This window comes from Aliirhizobium smilacinae (genome assembly GCF_006335145.1).
In the GTDB taxonomy this organism is placed as follows: Bacteria; Pseudomonadota; Alphaproteobacteria; order Rhizobiales; family Rhizobiaceae; genus Neorhizobium; species Neorhizobium smilacinae.
Genome location: NZ_VDMN01000007.1, coordinates 187,481 through 202,811, shown reverse-complemented (window position 1 = coordinate 202,811; position 15,331 = coordinate 187,481). Strand labels below are relative to the sequence as shown.

Sequence of the window (15,331 nt, the reverse complement as noted above, 5' to 3'; positions counted from 1 at the left end):
TTGCAGTTAGTTAGACGCGGAACTTCGCTTTGAATTCTCAGCCCATGATCTTTAGCGGGCGTGGCGTAACCGCCGTGCTTGGCCCCACGAATACCGGCAAGACGCATTACGCGATCGAGCGCATGGTGGCGCATGGCTCCGGCGTGATCGGCCTGCCGTTGCGACTCCTGGCGCGTGAAGTCTATACGCGGATGGTTGAAAAGGTCGGCCACCACAATGTTGCGCTGATCACCGGCGAAGAAAAGATCACCCCGCATATGGCCCGCTATTCGGTGTGCACCGTCGAGGCGATGCCGCGCGAAACCAAGTCCTCGTTTGTCGCGATAGACGAGGTGCAGCTCGCCGGCGATCTCGAGCGCGGACATATTTTTACCGACCGCATCCTGCATCTGCGAGGTCGCGACGAGACGCTTCTGCTCGGTGCTGCGACCATGCGGCCGATTTTGGAACATCTCCTGCCGGGCATCACCATCGTCGAACGGCCGCGGTTGTCGCAACTCTTTTATGCGGGCCAGAAAAAGATCACCCGCCTGCCGCAACGGACCGCCATCGTCGCCTTTTCGGCCGACGAGGTCTATGCGATCGCCGAATTGATCAGACGCCAGCGCGGTGGTGCGGCCGTCGTGCTCGGTGCGCTCAGCCCGCGGACCCGCAATGCCCAGGTCGGTCTCTATCAGGAAGGCGATGTGGAATATCTGGTCGCCACCGATGCGATCGGCATGGGCCTCAACCTCGATGTCGATCATGTCGCCTTTGCCCAGGACCGGAAATTCGACGGATACCAGTTCCGCAATCTCAACCCTGCCGAAATGGCGCAGATCGCCGGTCGCGCGGGCCGCCACCTGCGGGACGGCACGTTCGGGGTCACGGGGCAGGTTGCTCCGTTCGACGACGAACTGGTGGAGCGTATCGAGGGCCATCACTTCGACAATGTGAAAGTGCTGCAGTGGCGCTCGAAGAACCTCAGCTTCGCGTCGTTGCAGGATCTGCGGCGCAGCCTCGACACCTCCCCGACAATACCGGGGCTGACACGCGCTTTACCGGCTACCGACAGCCAGGCGCTGGACTATCTCTCCCGTTACCCGGACGTGAGGGATATCGTCACGACGGCCGAGCGGGTGGAGAAACTATGGGACGCCTGCGCGCTCCCTGACTACCGGAGAATTGCGCCTGCTCAGCATGCGGACCTCATTTCGACGCTTTTCTTCGATCTTGTACGTCGTGGAACGGTGAACGAGGACTTCATGGCGGAGCAGGTTCGCCGGGCCGACCGCACCGACGGCGAAATCGATACCCTGTCTGCCCGAATCGCGCAGATTCGAACCTGGACCTATGTGTCAAACCGACCCGGCTGGCTTGCCGATCCGACACACTGGCAAGAAAAGACACGGGAAATCGAGGATAGGTTGTCGGACGCGCTACATGATAGGTTGACGAAACGCTTTGTTGATCGCAGGACATCTGTGCTCATGAGGCGCCTAAGAGAGAATGCGATGCTGGAAGCAGAAATCAGTGTGAATGGCGATGTGTTTGTCGAAGGACATCACGTCGGACAGTTGGCGGGATTCCGCTTTACTCCGGTCTCAGGGACCGAAGGACCGGATGCCAAGGCTGTTCAGGCCGCCTCACAAAAGGCGCTGGCGCTGGAGTTCGAGGCGCGCGCCGCCCGGCTTTATGCGTCCGGCAATAACGATCTTGCCGTGGGCTCCGATGGCTTCGTGCGCTGGCTTGGCGATCCGGTCGGTCGCCTTGCTGCAAGCGACCATGTCATGCGTCCGCGCGTGATCCTGCTGTCGGACGAGCAATTGACCGGCGCTGCCCGCGAACATGTGGCTGCCCGTATCGAGCGCTTCGTCAATCATCACATTGCGACCGTCCTGAAGCCGCTCGACGACCTGTCGCGCGCCGAAGACCTGCAGGGTCTGGCAAAGGGTCTCGCGTTCCAGATCGTCGAAAATCTCGGCGTGCTGTTCCGTCGTGACGTTGCCGATGATGTGAAGTCGCTGGATCAGGATGCCCGCGCCTCGATGCGCCGCTATGGCATCCGCTTCGGTGCCTATCACGTCTTCATGCCGGCACTGCTGAAGCCGGCTCCGGCCGAACTCATCACGCTGCTCTGGGCGCTGAAGAACGACGGTCTCGACAAACCGGGTTACGGCGACCTCATTCCGGCACTTGCCGCAGGACGCACGTCGGTCGTCGCGGATCCGACTTATGAGCGGATGTTCTACAAGCTTGCCGGCTTCCGTTTCCTCGGCAAGCGCGCTGTTCGCGTCGACATTCTGGAGCGTCTCGCAGATCTCATCCGACCGCTGCTGCAGTGGAAGCCGGGTGCAGCCCAGCGTCCGGAAGGCGCCTATGACGGCCGCCGTTTCACCACGACGACGGCCATGCTGTCGATCCTGGGTGCTACGCCGGACGATATGGAAGAAATTCTCAAGGGCCTCGGCTACCGTGCGGATTCGGTGACGGCAGAAGAAGCTCAGACCTATCTCGCCAGCCTTACGCCTGCCGCTGCCGCTCCTGCGGTCGAAACTGGAGCAGACGCTTCGGTTGAGGTGCCTGAAGCGCCTGCTGTCGAAGAAACTGCGGATGCCGAGACTGCCGAAGCGCAGTCGGAAACAACGGAAGAACCCGTTGCTGTTGCAGAGGCGGTGACTGAAACGGTTTCAGAGCCTGCTGCAATCGAAGCGCCTGCCGAAGTTGAAGCCGAAGGCGAAAAGCCTGCGGAAGCTGCCGCCGAAGCCGAAGAGCCGAAGCCGGTTTTGCTGTGGCGTCCGGGTGGCGGTCGTGAAAACAATCAACGTGGTGGCCGTCCGAATGGCGACCGCCGTGGAAACAACGGCGACCGGGGTGGTGATCGCGCCGGTCAGCGCAATGCCGGCGGCGAAAATGCTCCGCAAGGCCGTCGTGACGGCGAGCGTGGCAATAACCGTCGTGGCGGTGAACAGGACAAGCGCGAGGCCGGTGGCGGTCGCGACCGGCCCAACGATCAGCGTGGCAACAAGCGTCCGCAGGGCGATCGTCCGTTCCGCGGCGAACGCAACGACAATGGTCCACGGCCGGAACGCGGCGATCGCGGCAAGGGCAACCAGCCCGCACGCTTCGAAGCCAAGCCGCCGCGCAAGGAAAAGCCGATTGATCCGGATTCTCCTTTCGCAAAGCTGGCTGCTCTCAAGGAGCAGATGAAGAAGTAAGAGGCCATGACTGAAAAGCCATCCGGTGATTTGCGGCAACGCATCGACAAATGGCTTTTCTTCACCCGCATGGTGAAGTCCCGATCACTCGCCCAGAGCCTGCTCAGTTCCGGGCATGTGAAAGTGAACGGGACTTCGATCCGCCAGCCGAGTTTTCAGCTGAAGGCGGGCGACAGGCTGGAAATCTCGCTCGAGCGGCGCAACCTGATACTCGTCGTCAAATCCTGTGGCGAGCGTCGTGGCCCTTACGAGGAAGCGCGGCAGCTCTACGACGATCTGACGCCGCCGCGAGAGGAAACTGAGCGCCTCAGCGCCCTGGAGCAGGCGCAGCGGATCAAAGGCTCCGGTCGACCGACCAAGAAGGAGCGTCGCGAAACCGACCGGCTTTTTCCCAGTGCAGGCGACATGGATGTGGGCTCCGCTATCGATTGGCGCGACGATTAGAAAATGCGCCCTGTTTCCGGGTTTTTTCGAAATGCTTTATTCTTGCTAAGCTTGGATAAAGGCTTTACGTGACGTTCCAAAATGCCGGATAGCCCGCCTCTGTCGTTCCAGCGGTTGCGTTGCCCCCGTCCGGCCCTCGGGGCCCGACTGTACCCAATCGTGCCCTGACCAACGCGTTGATGTGGAGTACTTCATGACTTATGTCGTGACCGATAACTGTGTCCGCTGCAAATATACCGATTGCGTCGAAGTCTGCCCGGTGGATTGCTTTTATGAAGGCGAGAATTTTCTCGTCATCCATCCCGACGAATGCATCGATTGCGGCGTCTGCGAGCCCGAATGTCCCGCCGAGGCGATCAAGCCCGATACCGAGCCGGGGCTGGACAAATGGCTTAAGATCAATTCCGATTTCGCCCAGATCTGGCCCAACATCACGATCAAGAAAGATCCGATGGAAGGTGCCAAGGAACTTGACGGCGAGGCAGGCAAGTACGAGAAGTATTTCTCACCGGAGCCGGGCGCGGGCGACTGACGCCTGCCCGAACCGACATGCTGTCGCAGGACACGTTAACCAGTTGCCGATTTCATAGGCATCTGGTTACGATGTTGCTGTCTGGACTCGTGCAAAGCAAATTATTGATTTCCGCACTTTTTTGTGGTAGACAAGAGACACTGTTCCACAAGGCGGCACTCGCGTGCCCAAAAAACATCACGAAAGCACAGATCAATCACACGCGCTCTCCGAGACATAACGTCGTTTAATGTTGTCGGTCGCAGCTCAGCGATGGGATTTGTTTTTTCGCGCGCGTTTTGTCGGACCAGTATGGAGTGACCCGACGGTTTCCCCCGTCTCATCCGGGCCTGACAGACCCGGCTTTCCCCTGACCCAAATATGGGTGAGTAGAAGGGAGTTTTTGAAACGAATGACGACTCAGCAGAAAAAGAATTCCCCGGCTCGCCAAGGCTTCAAGACCGGCGAATCGATCGTGTATCCCGCTCACGGCGTTGGTACGATTACCGCGATTGAAGAGCAAGAAGTTGCTGGCATGAAGCTTGAGCTTTTTGTAATCGACTTCGAAAAGGACAAGATGCGCCTGAAGGTTCCGGTCACCAAGGCCGTGACGATCGGCATGCGCAAACTTTCGGAAACGGATTTTGTCGAGCGCGCGCTCAAGGTTGTGCAGGGCAAGGCTCGCGTGAAGCGCACCATGTGGTCGCGTCGCGCCCAGGAATATGATGCGAAGATCAATTCCGGTGACCTGATTTCTATCGCTGAAGTGGTCCGCGATCTCTATCGTGCCGAAAACCAGCCGGAGCAATCTTATTCCGAGCGTCAGCTTTACGAAGCTGCTCTGGACCGGATGGCTCGTGAAATCGCAGCCGTCAACAAAATGTCGGACACCGAAGCGGTTCGTCTTGTCGAAGTCAATCTCGCCAAGGGACCCAAGCGCGGCAAGACACTCGACGAGGATGAATCGCAGGAAGAAGCTGCCTGATTTTCCTGAAATATGGACATAAAAAACCCGGCCTTGTGCCGGGTTTTTTATTGGAACTTTTGCGCCGTTGCCGCGTTAACCCGCCGGAACGGCGAACTGATTGCTGCGTAACGCTGCCCTCGGTTCCCGTCTGAACCGATTGCGGCCGGGATGTTCCGGGTCGTTTTCACGAGGGGGCGAAAGCAGCAGTCCAAACTTACGCAGAAATCCTTCGTGGATATGCGTTCGCCAGGTTTTCCGCTGTTTATCGTCAGATCAGAACCGTTGACGGAGAAGACGATGACAGCCATGTCCGCAGACCGCACAATGATCAAGATAGCGATGTCAGCTCCCTATCTCGCCCGGGAAGAAGAGCGGGATCTCGCCATCCGATGGAAAGACGGCCAGGATCAAAACGCACGTAACCAGATCGCACTTGCGCATATGCGTCTCGTCATCGCCATGGCATCGAAGTTTCGCGGCTTCGGTCTTCCCATGAGCGACCTTGTACAAGAAGGTTATGTAGGGCTGCTTGAAGCGGCGGCAAGGTTCGAACCTGCTCGTGACGTTCGTTTTTCAACCTATGCAAGCTGGTGGATCCGCGCTTCCATGCAGGATTACATTCTGCGCAACTGGTCGATCGTCCGCGGCGGCACGAGCTCGGCGCAGAAGGCCCTCTTTTTCAACCTTCGTCGCCTCAGGGCAAAGCTCGCCCGTGGCGACAGCAACCTGACCGCCCGCGCCATCCACGAGGAAATCGCGGTTGCGCTCGGCGTCAGCGTCAATGACGTGCAGACGATGGATGCACGGCTTTCCGCCAATGATGCATCGCTTCAGGCGCCGACGATTGCCGGTGATGCCGATAGCGGTGAGCGTCTCGACATGCTGGAAAGCAATGAACCGCTTCCCGACGAACAGGTTTCCGGGATGATCGACGGTGAGCGCCGGCTGAAATGGCTGCAGGGCGCGCTGACCAAGCTCAATGACCGCGAAAAGAAGATCATTCGCGCCCGCCGGCTGACGGATGATGGTGCGACGCTTGAAGCGCTTGGAACGGAACTCGGCATTTCCAAGGAGCGAGTACGTCAGATCGAAAGCCGTGCCATCGAAAAGCTGAAGTCGGCACTTGTTTCAGCCAATCCGCAGATGGCCGCAGTCTGCTGAAGTTTTGCAGGGTGAGATTCCACCCTGCTATTCGGAAATGATCTTCATCTTCTGGCCGGGCGACACCGTCGCGCCGGCCGGTAGCGCATTGATGAGCTTGAACAGATCAAGCTTGCGGTCGGTGCCCATCATGCGGCCCGAAAGCGACGCCAGCGTATCGCTGGGGCCAACTGTGACGATGCGGACGCGTAGCGGCTTCAGGGATGCGATTTCTTCCGGCGTCATGCGGCGAAAACTGTTGCGCAGTGTATCTGCCGTCGATTGCAGCGTCGTATTGCCCTTCGGCACGGCCGTCAGGAAGCGGAAAATCTGGTCATTGAGCCGGACGACGGTGACATCGAAATCCCAGCGCTCAGCAGAAGCTCGGGCGGTTGCGGCTGGCAGGCCGTTCACCGTCGTCTCCTGCACGGTCTCCGGCTGCAACCCGGCGACCCAACCGCTCGTCAGGTAATTCGTCAAACTGTTGTTTTCGCCCGCGGCGACGCCGTCGAAGCGGATAGCGCTTTCGCCGGGGCCGGTTGCCAATACGGCCTCGACCTTGTTGTCGATCCTGAACTCCGGCGGCACATCGAAGCGGATGCCGAGGCTGCCATGCAGGAAGGTCTGGCCGCGGACGTAACCCTCCTGCGGGCTGTCGCCGTAAAGAAGACCATCAATGCCGGCGAGGTAATAATCGCGACCGCGGTCACCGACGCCTTCCTGGCCAAAGGCGCGCGCATGGCGGCGTGCGAGATCGACACGCTGGGCGGAATTCGGGTGGCTGGAAAGGAAGTCGAGGCTCTGGTCGTTGTCGGGATCGACGGCCGAATACCGGGCATAGGCTGCCATCGAATCAAGGAAGCGGGCGGCGGCATAAGGATCGTAACCGGCTTCGCCGAGCATGCGCACGCCGATGACGTCTGCCTGCAGCTCCTGCTGGCGCGAGAAGGCCGCCAGGCGCAGCTTGCCGCGGGCAAGCGCCTGCTTGCCGGCGAGATCGCTCGATAGCACTTCGGCCACGACACGGCTGGCGATGACCTCCGCCTCTTCGCGCTTCTGGCGCTCGATGCCGTGGTTGGCGGTGACGTGGCCCATCTCATGCGACAGCACGGCCGCGACTTCCGACGCATCGTTGGCAAGCGCGAGAAGACCACGGGTGACGTAGAGATAGCCGCCCGGCAGGGCGAAGGCGTTGATCGCCGGCGAATTGAGAATGGTGATGCGGAAGGACTGGCTCGGGTTTTCCGAGACTGCGGTCAATGCGCCCGTGATGCGCGCCACAAGACGCTCGGTCTTGGCATCATGATATTCACCGCCATAGCTTGCCACGATGCGCGGGTGCTCGCGAGCACCCATCTGCGCACGCGGATCGTTTTTCTGCACCTGATCGACGGTCTGCGGGTTGTCTGAAGGCGAGACATTGGGCGTATAGGCTTGGTCGAAGATCGACTGGCAGCCGTAAAGCATCGACGTGGCAAGCAAGAGCACTGCTACGGACCGGAATGCGCGGGCGTGCTGCCAAAGGTTCGGCGACCTTGCCTGGTCCGTCTTTACCGTCTTCGCCTGCACCATCATCTCCGGAATTGCACTTCGGCTTCCTGCCGTCGCGCCTCGTCTCGTCTTCCGCCTGCTGTCGCTTACCGTCTTTTGCGCCAGCTGCACAGATATTCCTAAATGAATATGTATCGCCTACTGGGTAAGAAAAGAAAATAACGCGAAAAGGGCGATGCCATTTGGCCACGTCCAAATTGTGGCAGTGCCGAAGCACGCTTGATGACATTCGTTCACACAGTGCCGGGTCGAGTGGAAGCAGGCGATGCAAACCGCAAAAGATAATCCGCCTTCGCTTCGCTGGATGCCACCTTTCCGCCTTCCACCAGCACGACACGATCCGCCACTCGGGCGATCTCCTCGCGGTCATGAGTGACCATGATGACCGTGTTTGCCGTTTCGCGATGAAGTTTGAGCAGAAGATCGGACATCCGGACCCGCAAGTCGGCGTCCAGTGAGGCGAAAGGTTCGTCCAGCAGCAGGACGGGTTTGCGGCGCACAAGGGCGCGGGCGAAGGCGGCACGCTGTTTTTCGCCGCCCGACAGCGAGCCCGGCATGCGCTTGCCAAAACCTTCAAGGCCGACACGCGTCAATGCGTCCTCGATACGGCCCCTGTCATGCGGGGAAAGCCGCATCGAAGGGCTGATGCCGAGTGCGACATTGGTGAAGACGTCGAGATGCGCAAACAGGTTATGATCCTGGAAGACCACCGAAAGCGGTCTTTCGGACGGACGGCTCAAGGTCTGCTCGGTTCCGGTCATGAATATCCGCCCCGATTGCGGTTGCTCGAAACCCGCGACCAGATTGAGGAGCGTCGATTTTCCTGCTCCCGACGGGCCGGCAATCGCGGTGATCGCGCCGGCTTCGATACGGCAATCGAAATCGAAGTGCGTGGTGCCGAGTGTCAGGGCGGTTTTATCGAGCACGATGCCGTCAAACATTGTTGTGTTCCTTTCGGCCGGCAGTGCCGAGGATCGTCAGAAAAAGGCAGACCACGCCAAGTATCAGGGCCAGACCATCCGCGTCATTGGTCCTGTAGCTCGACAGGCTGCTGTAGACCAGCCAGGGCAGGGTGACGAGATCGCTGGAGCCGAACAGGGCGACCGCGCCGAGATCGCCCAGCGACAGGGCCATGGCGAAGGACAGGGCGGTAAGAATGGGACGGAGCAGGACGGGGATGTCGACCAGCCGCCATTTGTCTATACCGCCGATACCGAGTGCGGCAGCCAGTCGCGCGGTCTGGCGTCGATGGTCTTCCAGTGCCGGTTCCAGCACCCTGACGGCAAAGGGCAACGCCATAAGCGCGTTGATGATTGCGACGAGATAGGGAGCAAAATCGCCGACATTGCCGAATTGGCGCAAAACGAGGAACCAGCCGGTGCCGAGAATGATCGGCGGGATGACGAGAACCAGTGACGATGTGCCGGCAAGTGAAGTGGACAGTAGCCGTTCGGCTAAATTCGGGTCACGCCGATCCCTGATTGCCTGCCGAGCGTTGAGGATTGCCAGCGAAGCGGTGACGGCGATTGTTCCAGCTGTCACGGCGATCGCGAGGCTTGTCGTGGCGGCCTGAATGAAGCGGGGGCCGGTAACGAGTTTCCACAGATCGGCACGAAGGCCGGCGGCCAGCACGGAGAGAAGCGGCGAGGCGACGAAAATTACGGCGGCGGCGATGACGAAAAAATCCCATAAACGGGATGGACCCGATCGGCCGTCGAGGCGCTGTATACTGCGGCCTGCGGTTCTGACCATATCGGTTGCGGCCGGCAGAAGTGTCACGAGGCCGACGACGGCTGCAGTGACTGTAATCTGCAGGAAGGCGAGCGCTATGGCGCGGGGCGGGTCGAAATCGAAACGCAGGGCCTGATAGATAGCCACCTCGAGCGTGGTTGCGGCCGGTCCGCCGCCAAGCACGAGGACCAGCGTGAAGCTGGTGGCGCAGAGCATGAAGATCAGGCCGGCGACGCCGGGCACGACGCGCGCCAAGGCCGGCCATTCGACAAAGCGGAAAATCGAGAACGGCTTCATGCCGAGACTGGCCGACAGAAGCCAGTATTCAGCCGGCAACCGTTCGAGCACGGCGAGCAGCAGGCGCACGGCAAGCGGGATATTGAAGAAGGTGTGAGCAAGCAGGATGCCGGAAAGGCCGTAGACGCTGACCGGCTGTTCCAGCCCGGCGGCGGTGAGCCAGCCGTTCAGAACACCCTGCCTGCCCCAGACGCCCAGAAGACCGAGGGCACCGACCAGCGCCGGCAGCCCCATGGGCAAGGCCATCAGGCGGACGATCCAGACGCGGCCCGGAAAACCTGGACGCCGCGCCAGCGCCAGTGCGACGGGAATGGCGAACAGGATCGACAGCAGCGTAGAGAGTGCCGCCTGCAGAAGCGTGAACCGCAGGATGCTCCAGGTATAGGCGGTGAAAAGCCGGGATGCCGATTGATCGCCATCCCAGGCCAGTAGCGTCACAACCGCGGTGCCGACAAACAGAATCACGGCGATGAGGACGGTGAGGCCGGCGCCGATGCCGCGCCGTCTTTCAGCAAGCGTCAGCACATGCGGTTTCCACGCTTGCCGTTCATGTTATTTCCTGCTCATGGCGGTCAGCCATTCGTCGATCCATGCCTGGCGGTTCTTCGCCACTTCGTCTGAGCCGATCAGCAGCGTCTTGCCCGGTTTCACCAGCTTGTCGAAGGCATCGGGCAGCGGGGTGGAGGTGGCGGCTGCCGGCATCATCCAGTTGGTGGTCGGGATGATGCCTTGTGCCGCCGGTGAGACGAGGAATGTCAGGAAGCTTTTTGCCAGATCCTTGTCCATGGCATTTTTCAGCGTGGCTGCAACCTCGATCTGGATGTAGTGGCCATCCGAAAAACTTGCTGCCTGATAGCGGTCGGTCTTTTCCTCGACCATGTGATAGGCGGGCGAGGTGGTGTAGGAGAGCACCATCGGCACTTCGCCCTTGGTGAACAGGCCATAGGATTCCGACCAGCCGGGCGTGACTGTAAGCACGCGATCCTTCAGCTTTGCCCAGGCTTCCGGCGCCTTGTCGCCATAAACGGCCTTCACCCAGAGCAGCAGGCCAAGGCCAGGCGTCGAGGTGCGCGGGTCCTGAATGGCGATTTTTTGCGAAGCGTCGCCCTCGACCAGATCCTTCAGGCTTTTTGGCGGGTTCTTGATCGTTTGCGTGTCGTAGATGACGGCGAAATGGCCGTAGTCGTAGGGAATGAAAGTGTCGTCACTGTAATTGCCGGGAACCTTCACGGCAGTTGCATCGACGCCTGAAGGCTGAAAAAGTCCGGTCGCCTTGGCTTCGGAGATCAGGCTGGTATCGAGGCCGAGCGCGATATCGGCTTGCGATTCTGCGCCTTCCAGCTTGAGGCGGGTCAAAAGCGCGACGCCGTCTGCGACGCCGACGAAGTTCAGCGTGCAGGCGCAGGTCTTTTCGAACTCCGCCTTGATCTTCGGGCCAGGACCCCAGTCCGAGGTGAAGCTTTCATAAGTATAGACGGTGAGCGTCTTTTCCTCAGCCTGAACGGAAAAGGGCGTGAAGGCAGCGGCTGCTGCCACGATGAGAATAGTCGACATACCGCGCATCAGCGCCTCCTCATAAAATCGATACGGGGAATAGGCGCTGGTGATGAGCCGTCTAATCCCTCCGCCGGTGTTAGCCGGATCAGGTTCCGCGGGTTGACCATCAAGGTCTCTCAGCCCTGCAACCTGCAGGGCACCCCGTTAGAGCGTGCAAAGATTTAGCGGCCTCTCTTCATGCTGGCAAGAGGGCGCTTACAGGTGGCGTAATCCGTCAGCCGGCAGACATGTCCATATACATGATTTCCCAGACATGGCCGTCCGGGTCTTGGAAGCTGCAGCCGTACATGGGACCCATTTCCATATTGGGTTTCCATTCGGCCCACCGGCGGCAAGCGCCTTGGCCTTGAAGCCATCGACTTCATCGCGGCCCGACGCGGACAGGCAGTTGAGCACTTCCTTCGTCCGCTTCGGATCGGCGATCTCCCCGTTGATGAATCCCTTGAATTTTTCGTGGGTCAGCAGCATCACATAGATCTGCTCGCTGACGATCATGCAGCTTGCCGTACCGTCGGAGAAATTGGGGTTCCTGGTGAAACCCAGCGCCGTGTAAAAAGCCGTAGAAGCTTGAAGATCTGCCACCGGCAGGTTCACGAAAATCATCCGCATGTCGGAAACTCCTCCATCGTTGAAGGGTGCCATGGCTCGGCACCATTTCTCCAAGGACGAAAGATGCGGCAAGGATCCGACAAGTCCATGTCGGATTTTCCGTATCAGTGATCTTTGCCGCGGAAAACCTTGAGTTCGCGCGGGACGATGGCCATGCCGCCAAGGCGGTTGGCGATCGCGTAGTCGACCGTCTGTTCGACGACTTCGGGCATGACCGGCTTGGTCAATACACCGAGCGTACCGTCAACTCCGTCCGCTATGTCTTCAGGATTGGCGGTCATGAACACGACCGTCAAACCATATTGCTCGGCAAGCTCGCGGCCGATATCCGGTCCTGTGCGGCCATCGGCAAGATTGACATCGACCAGAGCGATGTCCGCATGGGCGGCAAGAGAGAGGGCGTGCTTGCGGGCGTTGGCCAAGCCGACGACCTTCAACCCCATGTTCTCGATCGTGTCAGCCACGTCGAGAGCGATCAGAAACTCATCCTCGATAATCAATACGCGCTGATTCATCGCCTCACTGGCCAGCCGACGACGCGATACATTTGTCAGCATTGGACGCCTCCAGAGTTCATCTCGGTTTCGCCGGTTGCATGCTTCTAGCAATCGAACTGGAGACCAAACGCGATGAACGCCGGGATTGTTCCGCAGCGAGACAATGAATTATGCGATTAACTATCTGTTAAGGCTAACAAATATTTAATTTAGAGGAGGTGGATCAACCTTCGATTTCTTCGCGAAGCATCTCCAGCTGAAGCCATTCCTCTTCCATGCCCGCCAGCTTTTCGCGCAGTTTTTCCATCTCGGCGACGAGCTTTGTGAAGGTTGCCGGATCCTTGATGAAAAGGTTCGGGTCGGCCATCTTCTTCTCGCGGAGCGCGATCTCGGCTTCGGCCTTTTCCATTTCCTTCGGAATATTCTCCAGCGCGAATTTCTGCTTGTAGGAGAGCTTACCCTTGGTCTTGGGGGCGTCGGAGGACGAAGACGTGTTTTCGGTCTTCGACTTTTCCGCTGCCTTCTCGGCCTTGCGTCTTTCGTCCTGAGCGCCCTTGCGCTGTGCCAGCATATCCGAATAGCCGCCGGCATACTCGATCCAGCGGCCATCGGGCGCGTCGGGGTTGGCGGGTGCGATGGTCGAGGTCACCGTGCGGTCGAGAAAGTCACGGTCATGGCTGACGAGGATGACGGTGCCGTTGTAGCCGGCGACGATTTCCTGCAGCAGGTCCAGCGTTTCGATATCGAGGTCGTTGGTCGGTTCGTCGAGGATCAGCAGGTTCGACGGTTTTGCCAGCATGCGGGCCAGCATCAGACGGGCGCGCTCGCCGCCCGACAGGTTCTTGATCGGCGTGCGGATCTGTTCCGGCTGGAACAGAAAATCCTTCATATAGCCCGCGACATGGCGCTGTTCGCCATTGACCAGCAGTGTCTCACCGCGCCCATCCGTCAGGTAATGGGACAGGGTGTCCTCGGGATCGAGGTCCTCGCGTTTCTGGTCGAGCGTGGCGATTTCCAGATTTGTGCCAAGCTTGATCCAGCCGCTATCGGGCTTCAGCTGGCCGGTCAGCATCTTCAGAAGCGTCGTCTTGCCGGCGCCATTCGGGCCGACGAGACCGATGCGGTCGCCGCGGTGGACGCGGATGGAAAAGGGCGCCACGATCGTGCGCTCTTCATAGGCCTTGGTGATGTTTTCGGCCTCGACCACCAGCTTGCCCGACTCGCGGCCTTCGGCAACCGAGGCCTGTACGCTACCCTGCGGCCCGTTATGGCCGCGATAACTGGCGCGCATGGCCTGCAGCTCGCCGACGCGGCGCATGTTGCGCTTGCGCCTTGCGGTCACGCCATAACGCATCCAGTGTTCTTCGCGTTCGATCGCCTTGCCGAGCTTGTGCTGTTCGATCTCTTCCTCTTCGAGAACCTGATCACGCCAGGCTTCGAAATGGCCGAAGCCTCGGGAAAGCCGGCGCGCGGTGCCGCGATCGATCCAGACGGTCGCATTCGAAACCTTTTCCAGAAAACGACGGTCGTGAGAGATCACGACCAGCGCGCTGCGCGTCTTGCGCAGCTCGTCTTCCAGCCATTCGATAGTCGGCAGGTCGAGATGGTTGGTCGGCTCGTCGAGCATCAGGATATCGGGTTCCGGCGCCATGACGCGGGCGAGTGCCGCACGGCGTGCCTCGCCGCCGGAGAGCTGGTCCGGATGTTCCTCGCCGGTCAGGCCCAGATGCTCAAGCAGATAGGTGACGCGATAGGGATCGTCGCCCGGGCCAAGCCCCGCTTCGGCATAGGCCTGCACGGTCGTGTAACCGGCAAAGTCGGGTGCCTGTTCGAGATAACGGATCGTCGCGGACGGATGACGGAAAACCTCGCCCGACTGCGCCTCGACCATGCCGGCTGCGACCTTCATCAGCGTCGACTTGCCTGAACCGTTGCGGCCGACGAGGCAGATGCGGTCGCCCGGCTCCACCTGCAGGCCGGCGCCGTTCAGAAGCGGCGCGCCGCCGAAACTCAGGTAGATGTTGTCAAGCTTGAGAATGGGAGGTGCCATGAGGACCGTTTATGCTCCGGAAAAGTCGTGGGGGCGGGCAAGGATCATCGCCTTGCCCTCTCTTAGATGGAATTCGAGCGGCCCTTCCGCAACGTTCGAGACGGTGCGGGAGGAACCGAAGGGCAGCGAAAAATCCTTCACCGGATATCGCGCACCAGAAATATCGAGGCCTGCAAGGGCCGAAAACCCGAGGACCGAAAACAACGCGCCCTTGGGCAGGTCGATGTTTTTCGTTCCGGGCAGGAAAGGAACAGCCTCCTCATCGCCCGAGGCGAGCAGCACGTCTATCCCGCGTTCGGCAAGGCCCATGGCAAGCAGGAGATGCTGGAGTGCATGGTCGGACCGCTCACCACCAAGCGCACCGATCAGGATCAGTTTATTCGCACCACGTTCTATCGCTTCCGCCGTGGCAATCTCGCCATCGGTCTCGTTTTTCGCCGGCGGATAGGTTTTGCGCTCGACATGCGGGAAGCGGGCAATCAGATCCTCATCCGAGGAATCGAAGTCGCCGACCCACAGTTCCGGCGTGACGCCCAGTTCGACTGCATGCCGCATGCCGCTATCGGCTGCAATCACACGGCTTCCCGCAATCGCGTTTTCTACGCGGTCAGTGACGGTGAGGTTTCCGCCGAGCAGGATGGTGAAGGTCGAAAAGGCCATGGATGAGCCCATAGCGCAAAGGGTGGGGGAAGGGGAAGCGAGGACGCCTGCTTATTTCGGTCGCGACATGCACGCCGCGGTCGAATTTGCTCCCATTGACGCCGGCCTTGGCAAGGATTA

The 15,331-nt window shown here is 59.9% G+C and carries 12 protein-coding genes, 1 pseudogene and 1 riboswitch; of the genes and pseudogenes, 5 read left to right on the top strand and 8 right to left on the bottom strand.

What is annotated here, in order from left to right:
- Positions 1-44 precede the first annotated feature (44 nt).
- The 5 genes from FHP24_RS24325 (at position 45) to FHP24_RS24305 (ending at position 6,280) form a co-directional block, all read left to right on the top strand.
- Positions 45-3,197 carry a helicase-related protein gene (locus tag FHP24_RS24325; protein ID WP_139678927.1) on the top strand — a complete coding sequence of 1,051 codons (3,153 nt, stop codon included), beginning with the start codon at positions 45-47 and terminating at the stop codon, positions 3,195-3,197.
- Positions 3,198-3,203: 6 nt separating this feature from the next.
- Entirely contained in the window at positions 3,204-3,641 is a 438-nt protein-coding gene (locus FHP24_RS24320; protein WP_139678832.1) for an RNA-binding S4 domain-containing protein, read from the top strand.
- Positions 3,642-3,834: 193 nt separating this feature from the next.
- Positions 3,835-4,173 carry a ferredoxin FdxA gene (fdxA, locus tag FHP24_RS24315; RefSeq protein WP_139678831.1) on the top strand — a complete coding sequence of 113 codons (339 nt, stop codon included), beginning with the start codon at positions 3,835-3,837 and terminating at the stop codon, positions 4,171-4,173.
- A 391-nt stretch (positions 4,174-4,564) separates the two neighbouring features.
- Complete coding sequence (locus tag FHP24_RS24310; RefSeq protein ID WP_139678830.1) at positions 4,565-5,137, top strand: CarD family transcriptional regulator; 573 nt, start codon at positions 4,565-4,567, stop codon at positions 5,135-5,137.
- 279 nt (positions 5,138-5,416) lie between these two features.
- The gene (locus FHP24_RS24305; RefSeq protein WP_112458855.1) at positions 5,417-6,280 is read left to right on the top strand and encodes an RNA polymerase factor sigma-32; all 864 of its coding nucleotides are present in this window, start codon (positions 5,417-5,419) and stop codon (positions 6,278-6,280) included.
- 27 nt (positions 6,281-6,307) lie between these two features.
- Here FHP24_RS24305 and FHP24_RS24300 read toward each other — a convergent pair whose 3' ends face one another.
- The 8 genes and pseudogenes from FHP24_RS24300 to FHP24_RS24265 form a co-directional block, all read right to left on the bottom strand.
- The gene (locus tag FHP24_RS24300) at positions 6,308-7,726 is read right to left on the bottom strand and encodes a M48 family metalloprotease (protein ID WP_246091928.1); all 1,419 of its coding nucleotides are present in this window, start codon (positions 7,724-7,726) and stop codon (positions 6,308-6,310) included.
- A gap of 317 nt (positions 7,727-8,043) precedes the next feature.
- On the bottom strand, positions 8,044-8,751 hold the full coding sequence (locus FHP24_RS24295) for a thiamine ABC transporter ATP-binding protein (protein WP_139678828.1): 708 nt from the start codon (positions 8,749-8,751) through the stop codon (positions 8,044-8,046).
- On the bottom strand, positions 8,744-10,363 hold the full coding sequence (gene thiP / locus FHP24_RS24290) for a thiamine/thiamine pyrophosphate ABC transporter permease ThiP (protein ID WP_139678827.1): 1,620 nt from the start codon (positions 10,361-10,363) through the stop codon (positions 8,744-8,746). The genes FHP24_RS24295 and thiP overlap by 8 nt, the downstream gene beginning before the upstream one ends.
- A gap of 27 nt (positions 10,364-10,390) precedes the next feature.
- Positions 10,391-11,392, bottom strand: coding sequence for a thiamine ABC transporter substrate binding subunit (thiB, locus tag FHP24_RS24285; protein ID WP_246091927.1), 1,002 nt, complete (start codon positions 11,390-11,392; stop codon positions 10,391-10,393).
- A 48-nt stretch (positions 11,393-11,440) separates the two neighbouring features.
- Positions 11,441-11,549, bottom strand: a riboswitch (TPP riboswitch).
- A 60-nt stretch (positions 11,550-11,609) separates the two neighbouring features.
- A pseudogene (locus FHP24_RS24280) lies at positions 11,610-12,004 on the bottom strand (VOC family protein).
- 104 nt (positions 12,005-12,108) lie between these two features.
- Positions 12,109-12,561 (bottom strand): response regulator, encoded by a 453-nt coding sequence (locus tag FHP24_RS24275; RefSeq protein WP_139678825.1) that lies wholly within the window; start codon positions 12,559-12,561, stop codon positions 12,109-12,111.
- A gap of 163 nt (positions 12,562-12,724) precedes the next feature.
- Positions 12,725-14,551, bottom strand: coding sequence for an ABC-F family ATP-binding cassette domain-containing protein (locus FHP24_RS24270; RefSeq protein WP_139678824.1), 1,827 nt, complete (start codon positions 14,549-14,551; stop codon positions 12,725-12,727).
- 9 nt (positions 14,552-14,560) lie between these two features.
- A complete protein-coding gene (locus tag FHP24_RS24265) occupies positions 14,561-15,211 on the bottom strand; it encodes a thiamine diphosphokinase (protein WP_139678823.1) in 651 nt (216 codons plus the stop codon).
- Between the last annotated feature and the right edge of the window lie 120 nt (positions 15,212-15,331).

Bases quoted from the DNA above. Each gene is read 5' to 3' on its own strand.
- FHP24_RS24270 (WP_139678824.1), bottom strand. From the start codon at position 14,551: ATGGCACCTCCCATTCTCAAGCTTGACAACATCTACCTGAGTTTCGGC.
- FHP24_RS24275 (WP_139678825.1), bottom strand. From the start codon at position 12,561: ATGCTGACAAATGTATCGCGTCGTCGGCTGGCCAGTGAGGCGATGAAT.
- FHP24_RS24265 (WP_139678823.1), bottom strand. From the start codon at position 15,211: ATGGCCTTTTCGACCTTCACCATCCTGCTCGGCGGAAACCTCACCGTC.
- FHP24_RS24320 (WP_139678832.1), top strand. From the start codon at position 3,204: ATGACTGAAAAGCCATCCGGTGATTTGCGGCAACGCATCGACAAATGG.
- fdxA (WP_139678831.1), top strand. From the start codon at position 3,835: ATGACTTATGTCGTGACCGATAACTGTGTCCGCTGCAAATATACCGAT.
- FHP24_RS24300 (WP_246091928.1), bottom strand. From the start codon at position 7,726: ATGCTTTACGGCTGCCAGTCGATCTTCGACCAAGCCTATACGCCCAAT.
- thiB (WP_246091927.1), bottom strand. From the start codon at position 11,392: ATGTCGACTATTCTCATCGTGGCAGCAGCCGCTGCCTTCACGCCCTTT.
- FHP24_RS24325 (WP_139678927.1), top strand. From the start codon at position 45: ATGATCTTTAGCGGGCGTGGCGTAACCGCCGTGCTTGGCCCCACGAAT.
- FHP24_RS24295 (WP_139678828.1), bottom strand. From the start codon at position 8,751: ATGTTTGACGGCATCGTGCTCGATAAAACCGCCCTGACACTCGGCACC.
- FHP24_RS24305 (WP_112458855.1), top strand. From the start codon at position 5,417: ATGACAGCCATGTCCGCAGACCGCACAATGATCAAGATAGCGATGTCA.
- FHP24_RS24310 (WP_139678830.1), top strand. From the start codon at position 4,565: ATGACGACTCAGCAGAAAAAGAATTCCCCGGCTCGCCAAGGCTTCAAG.